This window comes from Allobosea sp. MMO-172 (genome assembly GCF_037147855.1).
Lineage (GTDB): Bacteria > Pseudomonadota > Alphaproteobacteria > Rhizobiales > Beijerinckiaceae > Allobosea.
In genome coordinates, this window is record NZ_JBBCUM010000001.1 from 234,508 (window position 1) to 258,470 (window position 23,963).

A 23,963-nucleotide genomic window follows, 5' to 3' on the forward strand; every position below is an offset into this window, starting at 1 on the left:
TCGCTCAACCCCGCAGGGTCGCGCCGTAGCGCTTGCCGATCTCGGCGACGATCTTGCTGCCGACGGCCTCGATCTCGGCCTCGGTCAGCGTCTTCTCGGTCGGCTGCAGCGTGACCGCGAGCGCGACCGACTTCTTGCCGGCCTCGACGCCCGCGCCCTCGTAGAGATCGAAGACGCCGACATTGGCGATCAGTGCGCGGTCGGCGCCCTGTGCCGTCTTGACCATGTCGCCGGCCGCCACCGCCTTGTCGACGATGAAGGCGAAATCGCGGGTCACCGGCTGGAAGTCGGATAGTGCGAGCTTCGGCTTGACCTTGGTCGGCTTGGCCTTGGGCAGCGGCAGCGCGTCGAGATGGATCTCGAAGGCGACCAGCGGGCCCTTCACGTCGAGCGCCTTGAGTATCTTGGGATGGACCTCGCCGAAGGCGCCGATCACGCCCTTGGGGCCGAACTGGAGCGTGGCCGAGCGGCCGGGATGGGCCCAGGCCGGGCCGCCCGCGACGATCTGGAGACCGCCGGTCGGGATACCGAGCCCCGAGAGCAGGCCGAGCACATCCGCCTTGGCGTCGAACAGGTCGACGGACTTGGCGCCGCCATCCCAGTGACGGCCGGTGCCGTCGAGGCGGGCGGTGCCGCGGCGCAGGCCGGTCGCGGCGATGAGCTGGCCTTCCGGCTCGTCGCTCTTGAAGACCTGACCGACCTCGAACAGCGCGACATCGGGGAAGCCGCGATCGGCATTGCTCTGCGCGGCGCGGATCAGGCCCGGCAGCAGCGAGGGCCGCATGTCCGAGAGATCTGCCGCGATCGGGTTGGCGAGCGCCAGCTTCGGCGAGCCGCCGCCGAAGAGCGTGGCCTGATCATGCGAGATGAAGGACCAGGTCACGGCCTCGACGAGGCCGCGCGCCGCGAGCGTGCGCTTGGCGGTGCGGGTGCGCTTCTGCAGCACGGTCAGAACCGGCTTGACGACCTCGCCCTTGATACGCGGCAGCGGCGTCGAGGCGACGCGGTCGAGCCCGGCGATGCGGACGATCTCCTCGACGAGATCGGCCTTGCCGCCGACATCGGCGCGCCAGGACGGCGGAGCGACCGTGACGCGGTCGCCCGCACCCGAGACCTCGAAGCCGAGCGAGGTGAGCGCCGCCTGCATCTCGGCCTGCGGCAGTTCCAGACCGGTCAGGCGCTTGACCTCGGACCACGGGAAGTCGATTGCAGCGGGGCTGGCCGGCAGTTCGCCGGCGAATTCCATCTCGGAAGCTTCGCCGCCGCAGAGCTCGATCACCATCGCGGTGGCGAGGTCGAGGCCGGGGCGTGCGAAATCGGGATCGACGCCGCGCTCGAAGCGATAGCGCGCATCCGAATTGATGCCGAGCGCGCGGCCCGAACGGGCCACGTTCAGCGGGTCCCAGAGCGCGCTCTCGATCAGCACGTCGGTGGTCGTCTCGCTTGAGCCCGAGGCTTCGCCGCCCATGATGCCGGCGAGCGACTCGACGCCATGCTCGTCAGCGATCACGACCTGCTCGTCGGTAAGCGTATAGGTCTTGCCGTCGAGGGCGAGGATGGTCTCGCCCGCCTTGGCGCGGCGGACGGTGAGATTGCCCTTCACCTTGGCGGCGTCGAAGACGTGCAGCGGCCGGTTGCGGTCGAGCGTCATGAAATTGGTGATATCGACCAGCGCGTTGATGGGCCTGAGGCCCACGGCGCGCAGGCGCGCCTGCAGCCAGTCCGGCGACGGACCGTTCTTCACCCCGCGCACGAGGCGCAGCGCGAAGGCCGGGCAAAGCTTCTTGTCGTCCCCGGCAAAATCGAGCGTGACCTTGACCGGGCACGGGAAAGAGCCGCTGATCGGCTGGATCGGCGCGTTCTTCAGCTTGCCGAGGCCGGCGGCGGCGAGGTCGCGGGCGATGCCGGCGACACCGAGCGCGTCCGCCCGGTTCGGCGTCACGGCGATCTCGATCACAGCGTCGTCGAGCCCGGCATAGGGGGCATAGGGCTGGCCGACGGGAGCATCGGCCGGCAATTCGATGATGCCGTCATGATCGTCGGACAATTCGAGCTCGGCTTCCGAGACCAGCATGCCGTTCGATTCGATGCCGCGGATCACGCCCTTGCCGAGCGTGACCTTCTTGCCGGGGATGTAGCTGCCCGGGGGCGAGAACACGCCCTTCATGCCGGTGCGCGCGTTCGGAGCGCCGCAGACGACCTGCACGGGCTCGCCCGCGCCGGTATCGACCATGCAGACGCGCAGGCGGTCAGCGTTCGGATGCTGCTTCGCCTCGATGACATAGGCGATGGTGAAGGCCGAGAGCGCGGCGGCGCGATCCTCGATCGCCTCGACCTCGAGGCCGACGCGGGTCAGGGCATCCGTGATCTCCGCAACGGAGGCGTCGGTGTCGAGATGCTCTTTGAGCCAGGAGATCGTGAACTTCATGCGTCTACGTCCATCGGGGCGAACACTTCCACCAGACGGAAGCGTTCGCAAAGCAAGGGCATGTCGGGGCTGAAGACACCGATGCGCCGGAAATAGGATTCGTGGGCATCCCGCCAGAAGGCCAGGGAGCGGTCGCCCTCCCCTTCGTCGAAGGCGAAGGCCTCGTCAACTTCGTCGAAGCGACGGGGAATGAGTTCGAGCGTCTCGATAACGCAGACCGGCCGGCCCGTACCGTCGAGCACGATCCAGAGCTCATTGAGCTTGGGGCAATCGGGTGCGTCGAGCGTGTTCGCCGTCGCGGTCTTGCGGCCGCTCACGACCAGCGCCGCAAGTTCGGTCGCGAGTTCCGGGCTGTCGCCGAAAGAAAAGCGCGGGCAGCCGCGATAGCGCTCGGGCACGGAGGCCATCAGGTCAGCGTCCATCATGCCCCGCCTGTGCCGGCGCCGTCGGCAGCGCATCGTTGAGCTTGTTGGCGCCGTCGGTACTGATCTTCATGGCGTTGCCGCGCCAGCTCACCTCGCCGCCGACGAAGGCATAGGCCCAGATGCCGGGGAAGGCGATGTCGCGGGCCAGCATGGCGAGCGGCGTACGCCAGTTCAGGAACCAGCCGACGCTCGCGGACAGCACGATATCGCCGGCATACCAGACCAGCAGCACGAGGAGCGCCGCGAGCCAGACGGGCAGGCCGATGGCCGAAGCGCCGAAGGCGGCCAGCACGACGGCGAGGAAGGGCGTGGAGAGGATTTCCAGCGCAAAGAAGGGCAGGAAGGTCACGCGCCGCAGACGCGCCCAGCGGAACTGGCGCTGCACGACGTCCCTCAGTCGGCGCCGGCCAAGCGGTTGCTCGAAGGGCTGGCCGACGAGATGGACCTGCCGGCCGGTGTTGCGCACCAGCTTGGTCGAGGCCGCATCCTCGGCGATCTCGGCGCCGAGCGCGGCGATGCCGCCATTGGCGTCGAGGAAGGGCTTGTTCCAGAGCATCGACTTGCCCTGCGCGAAGCCGAGGCCCAGCGCCTCGCCGACATATTGCCAGCGCGCCTGGAAGGCGTTGAGGAAGGCGCATTCGACTTCGGCGCCAATGCACAGAGGCCGGGAGCCGGCCGGCGTCGAGCAGACGAGGCCGGTCGCGGGCTGCCAGGCGGCCAGCATGCGCTGAATGTAATCCTTGGGCATCAGCACGTTGGAATCGGCGAGGATGACCCAGTCGGTCGGAGCCGCCTCCCAGCCGCGCACGCAGTTGTTGAGCTTGGGATTGGCGCTGACCGGCACGTCGCCGACGATCAGGCGGACCTTCTCGGCGCCGTAGAGACCGATCAGCTCCTCGATCAGCGGGATGATCGGGTCGTGGGCATCGGCGACGCAGAAGATCGTGCTGTAGCGGGGATAGTCGAGTTCGAGCCCCGAGACGGCCGTCTCGCGGCTGAAGGCCTCGATGCCGCGCACCGGCCGGACGATGGTGACATCAGGCAATTCTTCGAGCAGGGCCGAGCGCTGCAGGGGCCGGCGCAGCCGCCAGAGCGCGATGGCCTGGCTCGCCAGGTTCATCACGACCAGCAGCACGGCGATTACCGCCGCCCAGCCCGCAGGCGTCATCGCGCCCTCCCCTGCCCGGTCGATGCCGTCATGAGGACAGGCCGCCCGTCAGCGTCGGCAGGTCGAGCGGGCGGAAGCCGTAATGGGCGAGCCAGCGCACATCCGCCTCGAAGAACGGGCGCAGGTCCGGCATGCCGTATTTCAGCATGGCGATGCGGTCGATGCCCATGCCCCAGGCGAAGCCCTGATAGACCTCCGGGTCGAGCCCGCAATTCCTGAGCACGTTCGGGTGGACCATGCCGCAGCCGAGAATCTCCAGCCAGTCGTCGCCCTCGCCGAAGCGGATTTCGCCGCCCTTGCGCGAGCACTGGATGTCGACCTCCATCGAGGGCTCGGTGAAGGGGAAGAAGGACGGGCGGAAGCGCATCTTCACGTCGTCGATCTCGAAGAACGACTTGCAGAACTCTTCGAGGATCCACTTGAGGTGGCCGAGATTGGCGGACTTGTCGATGACGAGCCCCTCGACCTGATGGAACATCGGGGTGTGGGTCTGGTCGGAATCGTTGCGATAGGTCCGGCCCGGGCAGATCACGCGGATCGGCGGCTGCTGCGCCAGCATGGTGCGGACCTGGACCGGCGAGGTATGGGTGCGCAGCAGCTTGCGCTCGCCGTTCTCATCGGGCGCGAAGAAGAAGGTGTCGTGCATCTCGCGGGCGGGATGGCCGACCGGGAAGTTCAGCCTGGTGAAGTTGAGATCGTCGGTCTCGACATCCGGGCCTTCGGCGATGGCGAAGCCCATGTCGCCGAAGATCGCGGTGATCTCGTCGATGACCTGGCTGATCGGGTGGATGCGGCCGCGCGCCTCCGGGCCGTCCTGCACCGGCAGCGAGATATCGACGCGCTCGGAGGCGAGCCGGGCTTCGAGAGCGGCTTCGCCGAGCGCTTCCTTGCGGGCCGCGATCGCGCTCTGAACCCGATCGCGCAGGCCGTTGATCTGCGGGCCCTTCTCCTTGCGCTCGTCCGGCGTCATTCCGCCCAAGGTCTTGAGCAGGCCCGAGATCGAGCCGGACTTGCCGAGGGCGCCGATGCGCACATCCTCGATGGCGGCTTCATCGGCGGCAGAATCGATCGCGGCGAGGACGTCGCGTTCCAGGGTGGCGATATCGGTCATGAATTCAGTCGCAAGCGTTTGAAGGCGTGGGAACGGGCGCGTTCTAGCGGGAACGGCCGGCATATGCCAGAGCGAAGCGACGACTTGAGGAGGCTGCCTTGCCCGACAATACCCGCCAGAAGGAATCGCCCTCTTACCGGATGGCCGCGCTCGACCCGGATTTCATCCTCGGCGATTCGATGCGCGGCGCGCGCTTCATGCTGGAATACCAGAAGGCGGAGGACAGCCTGAGGGCGCGCGGCGTCGTTTCGACCATCGTCGTCTTCGGCTCGGCGCGGGTGCGCGAGGGCAATCCCTGGTACGAGGCCGCCCGCACGTTCGGCCGCATCGCCTCGGAACGCGGCGGCGCGCTACGCGACGGCGAGGCCGGGCGCCATCACGTCATCGCCACCGGCGGCGGCCCGGGCATCATGGAGGCCGCCAATCGCGGCGCGACCGAAGCCGGCGCGATCTCGATCGGCTTCAACATCACCCTGCCGCATGAGCAGGAGCCGAATGCCTGGTCGACCCCGGACCTGACCTTCCTGTTCCACTATTTCGCGATGCGGAAGATGCATCTGGCGATGCGCGCGGCAGCACTCGTGGTCTTCCCCGGCGGCTTCGGCACGCTCGACGAGCTCTTCGAGATCATGACGCTGGTGCAGACCGGCAAGATGGGGCCGGTGCCGATCGTGCTCTACGATTCCGGCTACTGGAAGGGCCTGCTCAATCTCGACCGCATGGCCGAGGCCGGCTTCATCCGGCCGGATGACCTCAAGCTGTTCAGCTATGTGGATTCACCGGACGAAGCCTATGACCGGATCGTCGAAGGCGCCGGTGAGGGCTGGAACCCGCCGAAGAACGGCAGCGTGCAGACGTAGAGCATCCATCGCACCGTCATGGTCGGGCTTGTCCCGACCATCCACGTCTTCGTCGGTCGAAGGTCGCGTTCAAGACGTGGATGCTCGCCACAAGGGCGAGCATGACGGAGGAGCAACCCAAAGAAAAAGGCCGGCGTCACCGCCGGCCTTTTCCAATTCAGCACTGCAAGGCTGCTCAGGCAGTGGTTGTTACGCAGCCTTGGCCTCGGCGCCCAGCACGCCCTTGACCGTCTCGACAACCGCAGCGAACGAAGCTGCATCGTCGATGGCCATGGCCGAGAGGGTCTTGCGGTCGAGCTCGATGCCCGACTTGATCAGGCCGCCCATGAAGACCGAGTAGGTCAGGCCGTGCTCGCGCACCGCAGCGTTGAGACGCTGGATCCAGAGAGCGCGGAACGTGCGCTTCTTGTTCTTGCGGTCGCGATAGGCGTACTGCATCGAGCGATCGACGGCCGCCTTCGCGGCGCGGATCGTATTCTTGCGGCGGCCATAGAAGCCCTTGGCAGCCTTGAACGTCTTCTTGTGCTTGGCGTGGGCAGTAACGCCCCGTTTCACGCGAGCCATGTCATGATCTCCGGAATGTCAGGTGGCGTCAGCCGTTGGGGAGGAAGAACTTCTTCACGTTGGCAGCATCGCCCTCGAAGAGGGTCGTGGTACCGCGGTGATTGCGGATCTGCTTGTTGGTCCGCTTGATCATCCCGTGACGCTTGCCGGCCTGGGCGTAGAGCACCTTGCCGGTTCCGGTGATCTTGAACCGCTTTTTGGCGGCCGATTTGGTCTTGATCTTGGGCATTTGAGCTCCTCAATGGTCGTGGCTTTCGCGTCTTTCGAGCGCGTTGCCAATGTCTTGCTTTCAGGAAGCAAAGCACGATCGCCACGGCAGCCCTTATCAGCCGGGCGATCGAAGGCCGGGCCTATCGCAGAAAATGGCGGCTATTGCAAGTGCGAAGCCGGCAATCCCCAATGGGACCGCCCGGAAAAGCGGCAGTGCTTTATCCGCTTCCTTCAAATGGTTGTCACGCCGTAAGCTCAACAGGCGCGTTCCGCATCTGGAGTCTCCCCGTGAAGAAGCTTCTCGCCCTCGCCGCAGGCCTTGCCCTGGCGGCCGCCGCCTCCGCTCCCGCCCTTGCCCAATCGACGCTCGACAAGATCAAGGCACGCGGCAACATCATCTGCGGCACCAGCGAGGGCGTTCCGGGCTTCTCGCTGCAGGACAAGAACGGCGTCTGGCAGGGCTTCGACACCGATGTCTGCCGCGCGCTCGCGGCCGCGATCTTCAACGACCCGAACAAGGCGACCTATCTCTCGCTGTCGAGCAAGAACCGCCTCGTCGCGCTGCAATCCGGCGAGATCGACGTGCTTGCGCGCACCACGACATGGTCGCTCGGCCGCGATATCGGCCAGGGCGTGACCTTCACCGCGATCAACTATTATGACGGTCAGGGCTTCATCGTTCGCAAGAAGCTCGGCGTCAGCGCGGTCAAGGACCTCAACGGCGCCTCGATCTGCGTGGCGCAGGGCACGACGACCGAGCTCAACCTCGCCGATTACGGCCGCACCAACGGCATCAAGTTCGAGACCGTGGCCTTCGCGACGCTGGAGGATACGGTGCAGGCCTATGAGGCCGGCCGTTGCGACGCCTACACCACCGACCTCTCCTCGCTCGCCGGTACGCGCGGACGCCTGAAGGACCCGGAGGAGCATGTCCTGCTCCAGCAGGTCATCTCCAAGGAACCGCTCGGCCCATGGGTGCGCAAGAACGACCCCGCCTGGTTCGACCTCGTCCGCTGGACCGTGATCGCGACGATCAATGCCGAGGAGCTCGGCGTGACCCAGGCCAATGTCGAGGAGATGGCCAAGAGCTCGCAGAATCCCGAGATCCGCCGCATGCTTGGCGCCGAGGGCAAGTTCGGCGAGGGCCTCGGCCTGAGCAACGACTGGGTCGTGCGGATCGTCAAGGCCGTCGGCAATTACGGCGAGAGCTTCGAGCGCCATTTCGGCGCCAAGACCACCAACCCGCTGCCGCGCGGCGTCAACAACCTCTGGACCAAGGGCGGCCTGCAATACGGCCCGCCGATCCGCTGAGGCGAGAGGCCGAAATAATGAAGGCCGCCCCCCGATCGGGCGGCCTTTTTTTGGCGTTCATTACGCTCGGAAACGCGTCGTCATCCCGGGCTTGCCCCGGGATCCATCGAAGGGCGGTGGAACTCTACGATGGATCCCGGATCGGCGCTGCTGCGCAGCTTGTCCGGGATGACGGCGCATTTTCTGAACAGTCGGCCAGCTCTTGAAACGAGTGCCTTTAGGCGGCTTCGCAGACCAGCGTTTCGCTCCGCGCGCCGAGCAGGCGGCTGTAGCCGACAAGCACGACCAGCAACGCCGCGACGCCCGCCCCTACCGAAATCCAGAAGCCGCTCTGGGCGCCATGCGCGTCGATCAGGACGCCCGCGGCCGAAGCGCCGGCAGCCATGCCGATATTGATGCCGGTGATCGCCCAGGTCATGCCTTCGGTGAGCTGGCGCGCCGGCACCAGCCGCTCGACCAACCCCATGGCGATAATGATCGTCGGCGAGACCGCCGCACCGGCCATGAAGAACACCAGCGCCAGCGAGTAGAGCCCGGTCACGGCCAGCAGCGGCAAGGTGGTCGCAGCCGCCAGCGCGATCGCGGCGAGGAACTGCATGGCGAGCGAAGCCTTGAGCCGCAACGTCCCGAAGACGAGGCCGACGATCAGCGAGCCCGCCGCGTAGACGGCGAGCGGCAGGCTCGCGGCGGCCTTTTGACCCTGCGCCTCCGCGAAAGCGACGGCAGTGATCTCGGCCGTGCCGAAGATCGCACCGATCGCGATCATCACGAGCACGACGATCTGGATGCCGCCGACGCGGATGACCGAGATGTCCGTGCCGGCAACATGCGCGCGGACCGACGGCTCGGTGCGCCGCTGCGCGCAGAGCAAGGGCACGCCGACGACGAGGAAGATCAAGGCGGCAAGCGGCCCGGCCTCGGGAAACAACCCGACGCTCAGCCCGATCGCGACGATCGGCCCGATGATGAAGATGACCTCGTCGACCACCGATTCGAAGGCGAAGGCGGTGCGCAATTGCGGGGTGTCGCGATAGAACTCGGTCCAGCGCGCCCGGACCATCGCGCCGATGCTCGGCGTCACGCCCGCGAGCAGCGCGAAGACGAAGAGCAGCCAGCTCGGCGCGCCCGTCCAGGTCGCGACCATCAGGCCGCTCAGCGCGAGCGCCCCGGCAGCCGCGGCAGGCAGCAGCACGCGGCTCTGGCCATAGCGATCGACGAGGCGCGAGACCTGCGGCGTGATCAGCGCGCTGGCGAGCGCGAAGGTCGCGGCCACCGCGCCTGCGATCGCATATTCGCCGCGCCGTTCCGACAGCATGGTGACGATGCCGAGCCCGACCATCGAGGCCGGCAGGCGGGCGATGAAGCCGGCCCCGGAAAAGGCAAAGGCGCCCGGCGCCTGGAAGATTTCGCGATAGGGGTTAGGCATGGCTCGGACCGTGATTGCGGACATACGCCGCGTATGTGAGTGAATGCGTAATTGCATACGCCCCGTATGTCAATTAACATACGGGGCGTATGTGATGGGGATATGATGGCCCGCCGACTTCGTGCCGACATGATTGCGGAAACCCGCGCCAGCCTGATCGCCGCCGCCCGCGAGGCGTTCGGGTCGGTCGGCTATGCCGATGCCTCGATGGACGAGATGACGGCGGCCGCCGGGCTGACACGCGGCGCGCTCTATCACCATTTCGGCGACAAGAAGGGGCTGCTCGCGGCCGTCATCGACCAGATCGATGCGGAAATGACGGTCAGGTTGCGCGCCGTCTCCGCCAGGGCCGGCGATCGCTGGACCGGCTTCCGCGACGAATGCGCCGCCTATCTCGCCATGTCGCTGGAGCCGGAAATGCAGCGCATCATGCTGCGCGACGGCCCGGCCGTGCTCGGCGACCCCTGGAGCTGGCCGATCCAGAACGACTGCATCCGGATGATGGCGCGAAGCCTCGATGCGCTCGTCGCCGAGGGCGTCCTGGCGCCGCTCGATCCGGAAGCCGTGGCGACACTGATCTTCGGCGCGACCCAGCATGCGGCGCAGTGGATCGCCCATGCGCCCGACCCGGAAGCCGCGCTCAAGAGCGCGACCGAGGCCTTCGACGCGATGCTCGACGGGCTGCTGAGAAAGGCCAAATGAAAAAGGGCGCCAGCGGCGCCCTTTTTCTCGATCCGTAAGCGATCGCGGGTGGCGTGCGCCTCAGCGCGGCGCGAGCACCATCACCATCTGGCGGCCTTCCAGCTGCCAGTCGCTCTCGACCTTGGCGATCTCGGCGGTATCGACCTTGACGCGTTCCAGCACCTTCACGCCGAGGTCCTGGTGCGCCATCTCGCGGCCGCGGAAGCGCAGGGTGACCTTCACCTTGTCGCCTTCCTCGAAGAAGCCGTGCATGGCCTTCATCTTCACGTCGTAGTCGTGCTTGTCGATGCCGGGGCGCAGCTTGATTTCCTTGATCTCGATGGTGCGCTGCTTCTTGCGCGCCTCCGAGGCCTTCTTCTGCTCGAGAAAGCGGAAGCGACCGTAATCGAGAATCTTGCAGACCGGCGGGACGGAGTTCGGGGCGATCTCGACGAGGTCGAGGCCGGCATCCTCGGCAAGCTTCAGCGCATCGAAAAAGGATACGACGCCACGGTTGGCGCCGGTATCGTCGATGAGCTGAACCTCGCGAACTCCGCGGATATCGCGGTTCGAGCGGGGACCTTCCTTGGTCGGGGTCGGGGCAGCGCGGTAGGGACGACGAATGGGGGTATTCTCCTGTACTTGGCGCGCTTCGCGCCGTTGTTGCAGACACATTGCACAAAGACGGGCGATGTCAATGCATGACACCGCTGCGGCAGCCATCTCCCACTGTGGAAGCGGGTCAGCGCTCCAGCAACGCGCAATAGACGTCGAGGGTTTCCGCGACCATCGCTTCGAGCGAGAAATGCCGCTCGACATGGATCCGCGCCCGCCGCGCCAGCGCATCGCGGGCGGAAGGGCGCAAGGCCAATGCCTCGTTGAGGCCGGCGGCCAGCGCCGCGGCGTCACCCGGAGGCACGCGCCAGCCGGTGCGCTCGCCGGGCTGAGCCTGCGGCGGCGCCAGCACGGTTTCCGGCACCGCGCCGAGATCCGAGACCACGACGGGCGTGCCCATCGCCTGCGCCTCGACCGCAACGCGGCCGAAGGCTTCGGGATCGGTCGAGGGCACCGCGACGACCGCAGCCGAGAGCATCGCCGCCGGCATGTCCGAGCAATGGCCGACGCGCTTCACGCGACCTTCCAGCCCGGCCTTGGCGATCAGGGCATCGAGTTCCTTGACGTAGCCGTCCCTACCCTGCGCATCGCCGGCGAGGATGAAGGCCGTGTCGGTATCGCCGCCATCGCGCATGATGCGCGCGGCCTCGATCAGGACGCGTTGGCCTTTCCAGTTGGTGAGCCGGCCGGGCAGCAGCACGATGCGCTGGTGAGGCTCGACGCCCCAGGCCTTGCGCAGGGCCTGCACCCGCTCGGCGCCGACGGCGGCCGGTGCGAAGGCCGAGAAATTGGTGCCGCGATTCACGACCCGGACGCGGTCGCCGGCAACCGGGTGCTTCGCCTGGATCAGGCCCGCCGTATAGACGGAGTTGGCAATCACGACATCGCCGCGCGCCATCACCGAGTTATAGAGCGTCTTCACCGCCGAGCGGCTGTTATAGGAGCCGTGATAGGTGGTGACGAAGGGCAGCTTCAGCAGCCGCGCCGCGCCGAGCGCGACCCAGGCGGGCGCACGCGAGCGGGCATGGATCAGCTCCACCCCCTCCTGCTTGCAGAGCCGCGCGAGCTTGCGGATGTTAAAGAGCATCGCGAACGGGTTCTTGGAGGCAGCCGGGAACGGCAGCCAGACCCCGCCCTTGGCCTGCAACTCGGCGACGAGGCGCCCGCCTTCAGTGGCGACCAGCGCGCGCGCACCGGCATCGGTCAGCCCCTTGGCGATGTCGACGGCGGTGCGCTCGGCCCCGCCCGCTTCCAGCTCGGGAATGATCTGCAGGATCGTCCGCCCCGCCAGCGGATGCGTTTCGGTCGAAGGCAGCGAAAGATGGGCACCCGGCTTGAAGGACATTCGCTCTCGGTCTGGACTTTCGTAAACGGGGACGAATATGCCCCTATCGATTAGGCGCCGCAGCCTCTAATCGCCGCGCCGCCCTGATTCGTCACAGGAGATTTGCCTTGGAGCGCCAGCCGCCGCAATGGCTCGAGGTCGGAAACGCCCCCTCGAAGCGCCGCCTCGCCTATCTCCTGCAGGAGGGAACAGGCGCACCGGTGGTCTGGCTCGGCGGTTTCCGCTCCGACATGCGAGCCACCAAGGCCGAGGCGCTCGCCGACTGGGCCAGGAGCGCCGGCCGCGCCTTCCTGCGCTTCGACTATGGCGGCCATGGCGAGAGCGATGGCGATTTCGGCAGCTTCACCCTGTCGGACTGGCTCGGCGATGCACTGGCGGCGATCGAAAGCCAGTGCCACCAGCGCCCGATCCTGGTGGGGTCGTCGATGGGCGGCTGGATCGCCCTGCTCGCCGCACGCAAGCTGCTCGGCTCGGCCTTGCAGCCGGCCGGGCTCGTGCTGATCGCGCCCGCCGTCGACTTCTCCGAGGACCTGATGTGGGCACAGATGCCCGATTCGATCCGCCGGACGATCCTGGAGGAAGGCGTCTGGCTGCGGCCATCGGAGTACTCGCCGGAACCGACGCCGATCACCCGCGCCCTGATCGAAGACGGGCGCAAGCACCTGATGTTCGGCGGCGAGATCAAGGCCGGCTGCCCCGTGCATATCCTGCAGGGCATGCGCGACCCGGACGTGCCCTGGCGCCAGGCGCTCAAGCTCGTCGAGCATCTCAGCGGCGCCCCCGTCGTGCTGACGCTGATCAAGGACGGCGATCACCGCCTGTCCACGCCGGACGATATCGTGAGACTGCAAGCGGCGGTCGCGGGAATCGCGACCGCGCCCTGAGGCGGGAAGAGGCCGACGTCAGTGGACGCTGACCATCCTCAGGTCATGCTCCCAGGCATTGGCCGTGGCGGCCTCGCGCGAATCCGTGACGAGGATCGGCGCGCCATCGGCCGAGAGCAGGGTGAAGAGCTGCAAGCCGGACTCGATCTTGGGAGCCTGCGGGAAGATCCGCATCAGCTCGTCCGAGCTCATCGACTTGAGGTAAGCGACCTCCCCGGTGCCGAGCGCGGCGAATTCCGCAGGGGTCAGCGGGTTGATCTGGATGAGATTCCTGTCCTGTTTCATCGCGCCCTCCTTCAGAGCAGTGCGAATGCGGTTCTGATACTGCGCCTTCAATTATGAACAGATGCGAAAACCGCTGGCGCATCCTTCAAAGCTGGACGGGTCCCCGTCCCTCTACTCGCGGCTCATGATATCGATACGCCGGATGAGCCGTTCCGGTTCCGGCCTGACCAGATCAATCGCCAGCAGGCCGTTCGACAGATCGGCGCCGAGGACCTGCATGCCGTCTGCCAGCAGGAAGCTGCGCTGGAACTGACGGGCGGCAATGCCGCGATGCAGGAACTGGCGATTCTTGTCGTCGCTCTGGCGACCCCTGATCGTCAGCTGGTTCTCTTCCAGCGTGATCTCGAGTTGCTCGCGCGCAAAGCCCGCGACGGCCAAGGTGATGCGCAGGCGATCGGGCTCGTCCTCCGTCCGGGGCAGCCGCTCGATGTTATAGGGCGGGTAACCCTCGCTCGCGCCCTTGGCGACGCGATCGAGCGCACGCTCGATATCGTCGAAGCCAAGCAGAAACGGGTGAGACAAACTAGGTGGACGCGTCATCGCTCCAGGCCCTCGAAAGGCGCCTCATGAACATCGGGACCCGCCGCCGGGCAGCATCCCGCAGGCGAAAGGCGAACCCTTCCGCTTGAGCATGATATGGCGAAGCGCAAAGGCCGCTTCAAGGGGCGGCCAAGGGGCAGCGCTAAGCCGGCGAACCCCAAGGGGTGGGACGTCCCGACAATGTCCGAAAGAAGAATGGTACAGCCACCCCGGCTTGAACGGGGGACCTCTAGATCCACAATCTAGCGCTCTAACCAACTGAGCTATGGCTGCCCAAACACAGGCTTCGCGACCAGCCGCCGTGGCGGGGGTCGTCAGCGGCGCGGACCCTAGTGCCGACTCTCCGCTTTTGCAACCGCGTAATTCAACTCCGGCTGCGGAATTTCGGCGCGGCCTTCGCACGCGCCGAATCCGGCCGTTCGATCAGTCCTTGCGCAGGGCCGCGTTGGCGGTGCGCGCCAGCTCCTTGAGGTGCTCGGCATAGGATTCGTAGCTGCGGCGGACAGCCTTGGCCTGCAAGGCGATCGCCTCGGAAGCGCTGTTGCTGCGCGCGACCGACTGCGCATCGCCCAGCGTCGCCTCCAGCTCGGCGCAGGCATGATCGAGCATGCGGGCCTGCAGGGCACCGAAGGCACGCGCCATGGTGAGCGCCTGGCTCATCGCCGTCGCCGTGACGACGGTCGCCGCCTCGGGCGGACGTGGCAAGGGCAGTGAATCGAGGGAGGCGGGCTGCGGAGGCGGCGCCTTGGCGGCCGGGGCGGGAGCGGGAGCGGGTTCCGCCGGCTTCGCGGCGACAACCGGCGCAACCGCGACGGGCGCCGGCGTGGCGACGGCAGGCTTGGCGATGGCAGGCTTGACCGGAACCGTTTCGACGACGGCCGGCTTGACCGGCGCCGGCTTGGCTTCGGCGGCTACGGGCTTGGACACCACCGCGGCAGGCTTGGCGGCCTTCGCGGCAACCTTCGGCCCGGCGACCTTCGCCGCGGGCTTCTCGACCCGGATCTTGACCGGCGTCGCTTTTTTCGGGGCGCTCGCGAGGGCGGGCTTGCTGGCGGGAGCCGGCTTGACCGCAGCGACCGGGGCCGGCGACGGCGCGGGAGCCGCAACCTTGGCAGGCGCCGGTTTAACCGGAGCAGGCTTGGCGGCGACGGGCTTGCCCGGGACGGCAGCGACGGGCTGAGCGGGAATCGTCGGCTTCTGGGGTGCCGCAGCGGATGGCGGCGTCACGGCGGGCGCGGGCGTCAGCGCCTTCACCGGGGACAGGCTGACCGGAACCTTGGACTTGGTCCGGGTCGGAGCAGGCTTGACCATGACAGCTCTCCTTCAGCAGCAAACAGCGAAGGCCGGACACAGGGTCCGGCCAAAAGCGATGGCGGCGCCATGCGGCGCCGAATCAGTCTCAGCGACCCTTGGTCGCCTTGCTGACGGTCTCGGCAGCCTTGGTGGCGGCGTCCTGCGCGGCGGCACCGAGGTCCTTGATCTGGCTCTGGAGCGCGGCGACCTGCGACTTCAGGAAGTCGGACTGATGCTGCATCACCTCGGTCAGGTCCTTCGACTTCACCAGCTTCTGGGCGAAATCGAACGCGGCCGCGACGTTGTTCTCGGCATAGGCGATGGCCTTGCGGGTCGCGTCCTGCGTGTTGGCGCGGGCGCTCTCGGCCGAGCCGTGCGCATTGTCCACAGCCTTATGGGCAGCGCCCATGAAGCCGTCGAACGCCTTGCGGGCCTGCTCGACGCTGCGCTCGGCGAACTCGCGCATTTCGGTGGGCACTTCATAAGGCAGCTTGCCGTTCATCGAATCCTCCTGTGGTGTGGTGATCCATCCCTAGATCATTGTGCACTGCAATATCATTGTTGCAGCGCAATGACAACAGCGTGACAATCGGCCACGGCGGCCATGTTAACGCTGTTTCGATGAGAAGCGGGAGAGCGATCTTCGGTTCCATGGATTTGCCGCCGTTTGGGGTCTATTAAGGCTTTGTTAGGCATAACGGGCGCGGATCGAACGAGCGGGCAGGCATGAGCAAGGCCGGAGAGGACTGGGCGGAGTGGAGCGTGGCGGCGGCTGAAGACGCCACCCTTGCATCCTTTGCCGCCGGCGGCGCCCTGCTGCTGTGGGATCCGGCCGCCGAGAAGCCCCATTTCGTCAATGCGGCGGCCGAAGCGCTGCTCGGCGGACAAGCGAGCCTGCCGGCACCGACCCGGCAGCGCCTGAACCTGCTGGCCGGCGGCCTGGCCTCGGCCAACGGCATCCGCTTGGAACGCCTGCGCCTGACCGCGAGCTTCGCCGCAGTCCCCGTCACCTGCGGCAGCAAGCTGGTTTCGTTCGCCGATGGGCGTTCTGCGTTGGCGATCGCCGTGCAGGCTTCCGAGCTGCGGCGCCTCGGCATCACGGTTCCGAAGGCCAGCGAATCTGCGCCTGTCGCCGCGCCGGCCCCGGCAGAGACCGCTACCCAGGACGATGCCCCCTCCCCCGCCAAGCCGGCGACGGTCCGCTTCCTCTGGCAGAGCGACCGCGAAGGCCGGCTGACGAAACTCTCGGACAATATCGCTGCCCTCACCGGGGACGCCGCGATGGCCGGTCTTATCGGCCAACGCTGGCAGGATCTGCTCGGCCTCGCCTTCGCCGATAGCGACGGCGGGCTGATCGAACGATTCGCCAAGGCAGCGACCTGGAGCGGCCATAGCGTGCTCTGGCGCACCGATTCGCCCGGTGAAGCCGCTCCGGTCGAATTGTCCGGCGTGCCGGTCCTCGATATCTCGCGCCAGCTTGTCGGCTTCCGCGGTTTCGGTATCGCCCGGCTCAACGAACGCTGCCCCTTCCCGACGCCCGAGGCGGATGCCCCGGCGGCGGACGCCATCGCGGAGACGGAGCAGGTTCCGGCTGCCGCCGAAACCGCGCAAGACGAGGTCCAACAGCCGGCAGCCGATCTAGCCGCCATGGACGAGACAGCTGCAGCAGCCGCGCCCGTTGCCGACGATGACAGCGCAGTCGCGCCGGTCAGCTTGGTCGACGAGGACGCCCCGGCGGCCAGTGTGTCCGACGCAGAGGATCTGTCGGAACTGCCCGAGAGCGATGACGACGCGGCGGACGAAGCCGATGTCGCGCTCGACGAGGCTGCGGAATCCGCAGAGCAGGCCTTCGCTCCCGAAGCCCCTCCGGCACCGGAACCCGATTCGCCGCCCGGCAAGATCGTTCCCCTCCGCAACGGCCACCTGACCGCGATCCGGCCGGTTCTCGAACCGTCGAAATCGCATCTGAGCTCGGCTGAGCGCAATGCCTTCCGCGAGATCGCCAAGGCCTTGGGCGCCAGGCTCGCAGGCGATGACGAGCCGAGCGCGCCACGCCTGCCGCCGGTCGCGCCGTTGCAGGTCAAGGAGAAGGAAGCGGCATCGGCGGCCAAGGTGGAAGCGGACGCTGCCCTCGCCCCTGCCCGGCAGCGCAACTCGCATGCCGACGTGCTCGACCGTTTGCCGATCGCGGTGCTCGTCAATCGCGGCGACGAGGCGCTCTATGCCAACCGCACGCTGCTCGAATTGCTGGATTATGCCGATCTCGCCGACCTGAAGGCGGGCGGCAAGGTCAGCCGCCTGATCAAGGAAGCCGCCCGCACCGATGGCGGCACGATGACGCTGATCGACCGGCTCGGCCATCTCGTCCATGTCGATGCCGTGCTGTCGAGCGTGAGCTGGCAGGACGAGCCGGCGACGCTGATGGCTTTCCGCCACCCGAGCGGCGACGGCAGCGAAGTTGCAGTGCTGACGCCGGAAGAGGCGGAGGAAGCCGAGCTCGCCGCTGAATTCGCGGCTGAAGAGGCCGAATCGGCGGCTCGGGTCGAGGCGCTGCGGCTTGATGCCGATGCGCGCGACGCCCGCATCGGCGAGCTCACGGCCATGTTGGACACCGCGACCGACGGCGTCGTCACGGTCGATGATCGCGGCCGCATCCTCTCCCTGAACAAGGCGGCCGAGGCGCTGTTCGGCTATGACCAGCGCGAGGTCACCGGCGAGCTGTTCACCCTGCTCTTCGCCGGCGAAAGCCATGCGCCGGCGCTCGACTATCTCGAAGGCTTGAAGGGCGGCGGCGTCGCCTCGGTGCTCAACGATGGGCGCGAGGTGCAGGGCCGCGTCCGTCAGGGCGGCAAAATCGCGCTCTTCATGACCATGGGCCAGATCGCCCATGGCAGCGAGCCGCGCTTCTGCGCCGTGCTGCGCGACCTGACCGCCTGGAAGAAGACCGAAGGCGAACTGGTCGAGGCCCGCAAGGCGGCGGAGACGGCAAGCGCCCAGAAATCCGACGTGCTCGCCAAGATCAGCCATGAGATCCGCACGCCGCTCAACGCCATCATCGGCTTTGCCGAGGTGATGGCGGAGGAGCGCTTCGGGCCGATCGCCAACGAGCGCTACAAGGAATACCTGCGCGACATCCATCAGTCGGGCGGCTACGTCATCAGCCTCGTCAACGACCTGCTCGACCTCGCCAAGATCGAGGCCGGCAAGCTCGATCTCGACTTCGTCAGCGTCAACCTGAACGAGATCGCCCTGTCGACCGTGTCGCTGCTCCAGCCGGAGGCCCAGCGCGGGCGTGTCGTGCTGCGCTCGGGGCTCTCGCCGAAGCTGCCCCCCGTCGTCGCCGACGAGCGCTCGATCCGCCAGATCGCGATCAACCTGCTGTCGAACGCGGTGAAGTTCACCGATGCCGGCGGGCAGGTCATCATCTCGACCGCGCTCGGCGACCAGGGCGAGGCGATCCTGCGGGTCCGCGACACCGGTATCGGCATGGACGACGACGAGCTCCGGCTCGCGCTCGAACCCTTCCGCCAGGTGCCGACGACGCGCCGCGCCGGCGGCACGGGCCTCGGCCTGCCGCTGACCAAGGCGCTGGTCGAGGCGAACCGCGCGGCCATGGCAATCACATCCGTCAAGAAAGAAGGCACGCTGGTCGAGATCACCTTCCCGCCGCAGCGCGTGCTGGCGAGCTGATCAAACCACGTTCCCGATACCAAAAGGCCCGGGGCTGCTGCCCCGGGCCTTTTCGTTTTATCAGAGCAGGGTCCCGGTCAGGATCGCGGCGGCGACGCCGAAATAGATCACCAGGCCGGTGACATCGACCAGCGTCGCGACGAAGGGCGCCGAGGCGCTGGCGGGGTCGAAGCCGAGCCGCTTCAGGGCGAAGGGCAGCATCGAGCCGGCGAGCGAGCCGAAGGTGACGATGCCGACGAGCGCGCCGCCGACGGTTGCCGCGATCAGGATCCAGTGCGGGCCGTAGTCGTAAAGGCCGAGCCATTGCCACACGATGATCCGGACCACGCCGATCACGCCGAGAATGCTGCCGAGCGTGAGGCCGGTCGGCAGTTCGCGCAGCGCGATCCGCCACCAGTCCTTCAGCGTGACCTCGCGCAGCGCCAGCGCCCGGATGATCAGCGAGGTCGCCTGCGAGCCGGAATTGCCGCCCGAGCTCATGATCAGCGGGATGAAGAGCGTCAGCACGATCGCCTTCTCCAGCTCGCCCTCGAAGAACTGCATGACGGAGGCCGTCAGCATCTCGCCGACCAGCAGGATCGAGAGCCAGCCGGCGCGCTTGCGGATCATCGCGAGGAAGCCGATTTCCTTGTAGGGCTCGTCGAGCGCCTCCATGCCGCCGAGCTTCTGCACGTCCTCGGTCGTCTCGGCGATCATCGCGTCGATGACGTCGTCGAAGGTGACGATGCCGATGAGCTGCTCCTCCGCATCAACGACAGGCACCGAGAGCAGGTCGTATTTGGTGATGAGGCGGGCGACCTCCTCGCGATCGACCTCCGGCGTCACGCAGATCGGCTTGTGCGCGGGAACGACCGACTCGACCGGCGCCTCGGGATCGCCGCTGATCAGGCGGCGCAGCGAGACCGCGCGCACCAGCTTGCGCGTCACGGAATCGAGCACGTAGATCGCGTAGACCGTCTCGCGCGAGCGTTCGACGCGGCGGATATGGTCGAGCGTCTGCTGCACCGTCCAGTTCGAGGGCACGCTGACGAACTCGGTCGTCATGATCGAGCCGGCGCTGTGCTCGGGATAGGCCAGCAGCTTCTTGAGGTCGGAGCGGGTCTGGCGGTCGATGCGCCCGCTCAGGCGCGCCCGCGTCTCCTCGTCGAACTCCTGGAAGACGTCGGCCGCCCGATCCGCCGACATGGCGGAGAGCAGCGCGCCGGCGCGTTGGTCGGGCAGTTGCGCCAGCGCCTCGGCGGCAGCGGTGAACTCGGGCTGGTCGAGCACCTCGACCGCGCGCTCGAAGGGCAGCTCGGCCAGGACATGCGCAATGGTCGCGGTATCCTGGTCGTTCAGCGTCTCGACGATGTCGGCGACGTGTTCCTGCGCCAGCGTCTGGGCCAGCGTCACGGCAAGGAGGTCCGTGGTGGCGGCGGTATCATTCATGGCTCTGTTCCTTGCGATCGGGCCGTCGTGGCCGGATCGCAGGCGAGCCGGGAAACCCGGTCAGGCGCGCGAGGCGGCGGCGGACGGCTTCGACTGTCGGCTGGGACTGTCGCTTGGCATCGGGTCGGGGTTTCCTGTGAGCAGCCGGCCGCAGGGCCGGAAGCAGGAGGCCAATGCACCCGCAAAGCGCGCGCGTCAAACGGTTTTTTGCTCCGCGCGCGGCGATGATTGGCATTGGCCGATACCGCGCGCTCAGCCTATTGTCGCCGCGACGCACCGGCCCCTGCCGAGCGCGTCCCCGTTCCGCACTCTCTCGCTGGATCCCGCCGATGTCCCTGACGATCTATGGCTGTTACCGTTCGCGCGCGACGCGCGTCATCTGGCTCGCCAACGAGCTCGGCCTGCCCTTCAACCATGTCCCGGTGATCCAGGCCTATCGCCTGCCCGATCCGAACGCGGCGGGCGTGCCGCTGCATACCCGCAGCGCCGATTTCCTGAAGATCAACCCGAACGGCCATATCCCGAGCATCGACGACAACGGCTTCAAGCTGCACGAATCGCTGGCGATCAACCTCTATCTCGCCCGCAAGCATGGCGGGCCGCTCGCGCCCAAGGACGCGCAGGAGGAGGGGCTCGCGGTGATGTGGTCGCTCTGGGCCGCGACCGAATGCGAGACCCATGCGCTCAACCTGCAGTTCCATCTCGCCGCCTATCCGCCGGAGAAGCGCAAGCCGGAGCTGGTCGAGGCCGCTCTCGCCGCCCTGCCCGGCCCCTTCGCGGTACTCGACAGGACGATCGCCGAGAACGGCGGTTACGTGATGGGCAACCGCTTCACCGTCGCCGACATCAACGTCGCCGAGGTCATCCGTTACGCCAAGCCGGCGACCCAGCTCTTCGACGCCCATCCGCGCGTGAAGGCCTGGCTCGATGCCTGCCAGGCACGCCCGGCCTTCCAGGCGATGTGGCAGGCGCGCGACGCCGAAGCCGCCTGAGCGGAGACAGGATACGGGTGGCCGGGCCTTGCCCGGCCACCTACTGACGCGGGATGACCCGGCCAGAGAGCAGAGCTTCCGCCATGACACAGCCAATACCCGCTCCCGCGCTGCGCATGGGGCCGCTCGAATGGCTCCTGCTGATCATCCTGTCGATCCTGTGGGGCGGCTCGTTCTTCTTCAACAAGCTGACCGTGGCCGAATGGCCGCCCTTCGCGGTGGTGCAGGTACGCGTCGGGTTGGCGGCACTGGCTCTCCTCCTGGTGGTGCGCATCGCCGGGCAGTCGATGGCGGTCGGGCGCGAACTCTGGCTCGCCTTCTTCGGGATGGGCATTCTCAACAACCTGATCCCGTTCAGCCTGTTTCTCTGGGGCCAGCAGCAGATCGCAAGCGGTCTCGCCTCGATCCTGAACGCGACCACGCCGATCTTCGCGGTGCTGGTGATGCATTGCTTCGGCAACGAGAGGGCGACCGGCCTGAAGCTCGGCGGCGTTCTGGCCGGCCTCATCGGCGTCGCGATCCTGATGGGTCCGGACGCGCTCAGCGGCCTCGGCTCCAATCTGGCAGCGCAGATCGCCTGCATCCTAGCCGCAGTCTCCTATGCATTCTCCGGCCTGCTCGGCCGGCGCTTCCGCGGCGTGTCGCCGCTGGTGGCAGCCACGGGCCAGCTCTCGGCCTCGACCCTGATGATGCTCCCGATCGTCTTCGTGATGCACCCGCCCTGGACGCTGCCGGTGCCGTCGCAGACGGCATTCCTCGCCCTCGTCGGACTGGCGCTGATCTCCACCGCGCTGGCCTATCTCCTGTTCTTCCGGATCATGCGCACGGCCGGGCCGAGCAATGTCATGCTCGTCACCTTCCTGATCCCCGTCAGCGCGATCCTGCTCGGCTCCGGCCTTCTCGGCGAAGCCCTGCTGCCGCGCCATTTCGCCGGCATGGCGGCGATCTTCGTCGGACTCGCTCTGATCGACGGCCGCATCGTGCGAATCGCCCGGACCGATCCCACCCCGGCTGCGTAATCTCTGTCCCGCAGCATCGGAATGCCGTCCACAGCCCGGCGGCCTGGGCTGCGCTCAGCCGAAAGGCTTTGTTGTCAAAAGATTATGAATTTCTGTAGGGTCGACACCTTGGCCGGAACCGCTATTGGCGACGGCCACCGATAGAGATATCGCGGCAAGCGATACACGGGACAGGGGACGGCTCATGGATGTGCGGCAACTGCGATGTTTCATCGCGGTAGCGGAAGAGCTGCATTTCGGCCGGGCGGCCGAGCGGCTCGGCATCGCGCCTCCGGCTCTGTCGCGCCAGATCAGCACCCTCGAAGACGAACTGGGCGTCGCCCTCCTGACCCGCACCACCCGGCAGGTCGCGATGACGCGCGCCGGGCTGATCATGCTGGAAGAAGCCAAGGGCATTCTCGTCAAGATGGAACATGCCTCGCGCGCGGTGCGGGAGGCTTCGCTTTCCTCCGGCAAGGTGCTGCGCGTCGGGGCTATCGACGCGGCTTCGTCGAGCTTCGTGCCGGAGGCGCTGATGGCCTTCCGCGCCCGGTTTCCGGGCATCGAGATCAAGTTCGTCGAGGCGATCACCACCGCCCTGATCCAGATGCTGGAAGCGGGCAAGCTCGACATGGCGCTGACACGCCCGCCGCGAAAGCCGACCGATTGCGCCTTCGAGATCCTGCGCGTCGAGCGCCCGGTCGTGGTGCTGAACGAGAATCACCCGCTCGCCGCGCGCGAGCACCTGACCATGCTCGATCTCGTCGGCGAGCCCTTCGTCGTGCCCTCCAAGCGCCTGCGGCCCTATGCCTATGATCTGGTCATGGCCTATTTTGAGAGCGTCGGTGCAGTGCCGAACGTCACGATCGAGGCGACCGAGAAGCCGGCGATGATGTCGGCGGTCGCCGCCGGGCTCGGCATGGCGCTGGCGCCGGACTGGGTCTCCCGCCTCTCCTTCCCCGGCGTGACGATGCGGCGCCTGCGCGGCGCGATGCTCGATCCGCCGCCGCCGGGCGCTCTCATCGGCGTCTCCTGGCGCCCGCAGCAGAAGCTGCCGTCCCGCGACGATTTCCTCGCTATCCTCCGGGATAGCGTGACGCTGCTCGACGATCGCCACATCCTGCCTTTCACCGCACCAAAAACGCAGAAACGGACCGCCCGCACCGGGTCGCCAGTCGGAGGAGCCTGATGAGTTTGAATCAGATAGAGCGGGCCCAGGGCCTGCGCGTGCGATCGACGCAGGATCTGGCCGGCGGCGTGTTCATGATGCTGCTGGCGCTCGGCGCCTTCGTCTTCTCCTGGGAGCTTCCGGCCGGCACGCTGCGCCAGCTCGGGCCGGGCATGCTGCCCAAGGCCTTCGCGACGATCTGCGGCGCGCTCGGCCTGATGCTGGCGCTCGCTTCGCTGCGCTATAACGGCGAGAAGCTTTCGGGCTGGTCCTGGAAGGGCATCTTCTTCGCGCTGGGCGGCGCCTGCCTGTTCGGCCTGACCATCCGCGGCTTCGAGTTCGGCCCGATCCGCCTTCCGGCGCTGGGCCTGCTGGTCTCCGGCCCGCTCCTCATCTTCTTCTCCGGCCTCGCCGCCGATGATCGCAAGATCAAGGAGCTGCTGATCTTCGCGGTCGCGATGTCCGCCGGCTGCATCCTGCTGTTCAAGTATGCGCTGTCGCTGCCGATCCCGCTGGCGCCCTGGCTCTTGGGGATCTGACC

The 23,963-nt window shown here is 67.2% G+C and carries 23 protein-coding genes and 1 tRNA gene; 9 read left to right on the forward strand and 15 right to left on the reverse strand.

The genetic code is table 11. The features are described from left to right. Positions 1–4: 4 nt before the first annotated feature. The 4 genes from pheT to pheS are packed head-to-tail and all read right to left on the reverse strand — an operon-like array spanning position 5 to position 5,132. A complete protein-coding gene (gene pheT / locus WFK61_RS01070; protein WP_336809690.1) occupies positions 5–2,428 on the reverse strand; it encodes a phenylalanine--tRNA ligase subunit beta in 2,424 nt (807 codons plus the stop codon). Beyond that, entirely contained in the window at positions 2,425–2,850 is a 426-nt protein-coding gene (locus WFK61_RS01075; RefSeq protein WP_336809691.1) for an ASCH domain-containing protein, read from the reverse strand. The genes pheT and WFK61_RS01075 overlap by 4 nt, the downstream gene beginning before the upstream one ends. Further along, entirely contained in the window at positions 2,840–4,021 is a 1,182-nt protein-coding gene (locus WFK61_RS01080; RefSeq protein WP_336809692.1) for a ceramide glucosyltransferase, read from the reverse strand. Before WFK61_RS01080 ends, WFK61_RS01075 begins: the two co-directional genes overlap by 11 nt. 28 nt (positions 4,022–4,049) lie before the next feature. Next, positions 4,050–5,132: a phenylalanine--tRNA ligase subunit alpha gene (gene pheS, locus WFK61_RS01085; protein WP_336809693.1), complete on the reverse strand. Its 1,083-nt coding sequence runs from the start codon at positions 5,130–5,132 to the stop codon at positions 4,050–4,052. A 140-nt stretch (positions 5,133–5,272) separates the two neighbouring features. On the opposite strand from pheS, the gene WFK61_RS01090 reads away from it, so the two are divergent. Further along, positions 5,273–5,992, forward strand: coding sequence for an LOG family protein (locus tag WFK61_RS01090; RefSeq protein WP_336810085.1), 720 nt, complete (start codon positions 5,273–5,275; stop codon positions 5,990–5,992). 189 nt (positions 5,993–6,181) lie between these two features. Here the strand turns inward: WFK61_RS01090 and rplT are convergent, their stop codons facing one another. Both rplT and rpmI read right to left on the reverse strand, forming a co-directional pair. After that, the gene (gene rplT / locus WFK61_RS01095) at positions 6,182–6,556 is read right to left on the reverse strand and encodes a 50S ribosomal protein L20 (protein ID WP_291652427.1); all 375 of its coding nucleotides are present in this window, start codon (positions 6,554–6,556) and stop codon (positions 6,182–6,184) included. A gap of 28 nt (positions 6,557–6,584) precedes the next feature. After that, positions 6,585–6,785: a 50S ribosomal protein L35 gene (rpmI, locus tag WFK61_RS01100; RefSeq protein ID WP_047575639.1), complete on the reverse strand. Its 201-nt coding sequence runs from the start codon at positions 6,783–6,785 to the stop codon at positions 6,585–6,587. 269 nt (positions 6,786–7,054) lie between these two features. Here rpmI and WFK61_RS01105 point away from each other — a divergent pair, with 269 nt between their 5' ends. Continuing rightward, positions 7,055–8,077: an amino acid ABC transporter substrate-binding protein gene (locus WFK61_RS01105; RefSeq protein ID WP_336809694.1), complete on the forward strand. Its 1,023-nt coding sequence runs from the start codon at positions 7,055–7,057 to the stop codon at positions 8,075–8,077. Between the two features lie 217 nt (positions 8,078–8,294). On the opposite strand, the gene WFK61_RS01110 is transcribed toward WFK61_RS01105, so the two are convergent. After that, entirely contained in the window at positions 8,295–9,503 is a 1,209-nt protein-coding gene (locus WFK61_RS01110; RefSeq protein ID WP_336809695.1) for an MFS transporter, read from the reverse strand. 129 nt (positions 9,504–9,632) lie between these two features. Here WFK61_RS01110 and WFK61_RS01115 point away from each other — a divergent pair, with 129 nt between their 5' ends. Then, positions 9,633–10,205, forward strand: a complete 573-nt coding sequence (locus tag WFK61_RS01115) for a TetR/AcrR family transcriptional regulator (RefSeq protein WP_336809696.1) — start codon at positions 9,633–9,635, stop codon at positions 10,203–10,205. 60 nt (positions 10,206–10,265) lie between these two features. Here the strand turns inward: WFK61_RS01115 and infC are convergent, their stop codons facing one another. Together infC and WFK61_RS01125 are read right to left on the reverse strand one after the other, a co-directional pair. After that, complete coding sequence (infC, locus tag WFK61_RS01120; RefSeq protein ID WP_257732516.1) at positions 10,266–10,859, reverse strand: translation initiation factor IF-3; 594 nt, start codon at positions 10,857–10,859, stop codon at positions 10,266–10,268. 67 nt (positions 10,860–10,926) lie between these two features. Then, positions 10,927–12,144: a glycosyltransferase family 4 protein gene (locus WFK61_RS01125; protein ID WP_336809697.1), complete on the reverse strand. Its 1,218-nt coding sequence runs from the start codon at positions 12,142–12,144 to the stop codon at positions 10,927–10,929. 107 nt (positions 12,145–12,251) lie between these two features. On the opposite strand from WFK61_RS01125, the gene WFK61_RS01130 reads away from it, so the two are divergent. Next, the gene (locus WFK61_RS01130) at positions 12,252–13,028 is read left to right on the forward strand and encodes an alpha/beta hydrolase (RefSeq protein ID WP_336809698.1); all 777 of its coding nucleotides are present in this window, start codon (positions 12,252–12,254) and stop codon (positions 13,026–13,028) included. A gap of 18 nt (positions 13,029–13,046) precedes the next feature. Here the strand turns inward: WFK61_RS01130 and WFK61_RS01135 are convergent, their stop codons facing one another. From WFK61_RS01135 to WFK61_RS01155, 5 genes are all read right to left on the reverse strand, one after another. Next, the gene (locus tag WFK61_RS01135; protein WP_257732513.1) at positions 13,047–13,313 is read right to left on the reverse strand and encodes a BQ00720 family protein; all 267 of its coding nucleotides are present in this window, start codon (positions 13,311–13,313) and stop codon (positions 13,047–13,049) included. 111 nt (positions 13,314–13,424) lie between these two features. Next, positions 13,425–13,853 carry an Hsp20 family protein gene (locus tag WFK61_RS01140; RefSeq protein WP_257732512.1) on the reverse strand — a complete coding sequence of 143 codons (429 nt, stop codon included), beginning with the start codon at positions 13,851–13,853 and terminating at the stop codon, positions 13,425–13,427. 196 nt (positions 13,854–14,049) lie between these two features. Beyond that, positions 14,050–14,126, reverse strand: a tRNA-His gene (locus WFK61_RS01145). A 150-nt stretch (positions 14,127–14,276) separates the two neighbouring features. Further along, a complete protein-coding gene (locus tag WFK61_RS01150; RefSeq protein WP_336809699.1) occupies positions 14,277–15,164 on the reverse strand; it encodes a phasin family protein in 888 nt (295 codons plus the stop codon). Positions 15,165–15,252: 88 nt separating this feature from the next. After that, a complete protein-coding gene (locus WFK61_RS01155; RefSeq protein ID WP_336809700.1) occupies positions 15,253–15,648 on the reverse strand; it encodes a phasin in 396 nt (131 codons plus the stop codon). A gap of 224 nt (positions 15,649–15,872) precedes the next feature. On the opposite strand from WFK61_RS01155, the gene WFK61_RS01160 reads away from it, so the two are divergent. Beyond that, positions 15,873–18,836 carry a sensor histidine kinase gene (locus WFK61_RS01160; protein WP_336809701.1) on the forward strand — a complete coding sequence of 988 codons (2,964 nt, stop codon included), beginning with the start codon at positions 15,873–15,875 and terminating at the stop codon, positions 18,834–18,836. Between the two features lie 60 nt (positions 18,837–18,896). Here the strand turns inward: WFK61_RS01160 and mgtE are convergent, their stop codons facing one another. After that, positions 18,897–20,264 (reverse strand): magnesium transporter, encoded by a 1,368-nt coding sequence (gene mgtE / locus WFK61_RS01165; protein WP_336809702.1) that lies wholly within the window; start codon positions 20,262–20,264, stop codon positions 18,897–18,899. Positions 20,265–20,593: 329 nt separating this feature from the next. Here mgtE and WFK61_RS01170 point away from each other — a divergent pair, with 329 nt between their 5' ends. The 4 genes from WFK61_RS01170 (at position 20,594) to WFK61_RS01185 (ending at position 23,961) form a co-directional block, all read left to right on the forward strand. Beyond that, positions 20,594–21,256, forward strand: a complete 663-nt coding sequence (locus WFK61_RS01170; protein ID WP_336809703.1) for a glutathione S-transferase family protein — start codon at positions 20,594–20,596, stop codon at positions 21,254–21,256. 83 nt (positions 21,257–21,339) lie between these two features. After that, positions 21,340–22,275, forward strand: a complete 936-nt coding sequence (locus WFK61_RS01175) for a DMT family transporter (RefSeq protein ID WP_336809704.1) — start codon at positions 21,340–21,342, stop codon at positions 22,273–22,275. A 184-nt stretch (positions 22,276–22,459) separates the two neighbouring features. Then, a complete protein-coding gene (locus WFK61_RS01180; protein ID WP_336809705.1) occupies positions 22,460–23,443 on the forward strand; it encodes a LysR family transcriptional regulator in 984 nt (327 codons plus the stop codon). Continuing rightward, positions 23,443–23,961 (forward strand): tripartite tricarboxylate transporter TctB family protein, encoded by a 519-nt coding sequence (locus WFK61_RS01185; RefSeq protein ID WP_336809706.1) that lies wholly within the window; start codon positions 23,443–23,445, stop codon positions 23,959–23,961. Before WFK61_RS01180 ends, WFK61_RS01185 begins: the two co-directional genes overlap by 1 nt. Positions 23,962–23,963 lie beyond the last annotated feature (2 nt).

Coding starts and splice junctions, on each gene's coding strand:
- pheT (WP_336809690.1), bottom strand. CDS start 2,428: ATGAAGTTCACGATCTCCTGGCTCAAAGAGCATCTCGACACCGACGCC.
- WFK61_RS01075 (WP_336809691.1), bottom strand. CDS start 2,850: ATGGACGCTGACCTGATGGCCTCCGTGCCCGAGCGCTATCGCGGCTGC.
- WFK61_RS01080 (WP_336809692.1), bottom strand. CDS start 4,021: ATGACGCCTGCGGGCTGGGCGGCGGTAATCGCCGTGCTGCTGGTCGTG.
- pheS (WP_336809693.1), bottom strand. CDS start 5,132: ATGACCGATATCGCCACCCTGGAACGCGACGTCCTCGCCGCGATCGAT.
- WFK61_RS01090 (WP_336810085.1), top strand. CDS start 5,273: ATGGCCGCGCTCGACCCGGATTTCATCCTCGGCGATTCGATGCGCGGC.
- rplT (WP_291652427.1), bottom strand. CDS start 6,556: ATGGCTCGCGTGAAACGGGGCGTTACTGCCCACGCCAAGCACAAGAAG.
- rpmI (WP_047575639.1), bottom strand. CDS start 6,785: ATGCCCAAGATCAAGACCAAATCGGCCGCCAAAAAGCGGTTCAAGATC.
- WFK61_RS01110 (WP_336809695.1), bottom strand. CDS start 9,503: ATGCCTAACCCCTATCGCGAAATCTTCCAGGCGCCGGGCGCCTTTGCC.
- WFK61_RS01115 (WP_336809696.1), top strand. CDS start 9,633: ATGATTGCGGAAACCCGCGCCAGCCTGATCGCCGCCGCCCGCGAGGCG.
- infC (WP_257732516.1), bottom strand. CDS start 10,859: ATGTGTCTGCAACAACGGCGCGAAGCGCGCCAAGTACAGGAGAATACC.
- WFK61_RS01125 (WP_336809697.1), bottom strand. CDS start 12,144: ATGTCCTTCAAGCCGGGTGCCCATCTTTCGCTGCCTTCGACCGAAACG.
- WFK61_RS01135 (WP_257732513.1), bottom strand. CDS start 13,313: ATGAAACAGGACAGGAATCTCATCCAGATCAACCCGCTGACCCCTGCG.
- WFK61_RS01140 (WP_257732512.1), bottom strand. CDS start 13,853: ATGACGCGTCCACCTAGTTTGTCTCACCCGTTTCTGCTTGGCTTCGAC.
- WFK61_RS01150 (WP_336809699.1), bottom strand. CDS start 15,164: ATGGTCAAGCCTGCTCCGACCCGGACCAAGTCCAAGGTTCCGGTCAGC.
- WFK61_RS01155 (WP_336809700.1), bottom strand. CDS start 15,648: ATGAACGGCAAGCTGCCTTATGAAGTGCCCACCGAAATGCGCGAGTTC.
- WFK61_RS01160 (WP_336809701.1), top strand. CDS start 15,873: ATGAGCAAGGCCGGAGAGGACTGGGCGGAGTGGAGCGTGGCGGCGGCT.
- mgtE (WP_336809702.1), bottom strand. CDS start 20,264: ATGAATGATACCGCCGCCACCACGGACCTCCTTGCCGTGACGCTGGCC.
- WFK61_RS01170 (WP_336809703.1), top strand. CDS start 20,594: ATGTCCCTGACGATCTATGGCTGTTACCGTTCGCGCGCGACGCGCGTC.
- WFK61_RS01175 (WP_336809704.1), top strand. CDS start 21,340: ATGACACAGCCAATACCCGCTCCCGCGCTGCGCATGGGGCCGCTCGAA.
- WFK61_RS01180 (WP_336809705.1), top strand. CDS start 22,460: ATGGATGTGCGGCAACTGCGATGTTTCATCGCGGTAGCGGAAGAGCTG.
- WFK61_RS01185 (WP_336809706.1), top strand. CDS start 23,443: ATGAGTTTGAATCAGATAGAGCGGGCCCAGGGCCTGCGCGTGCGATCG.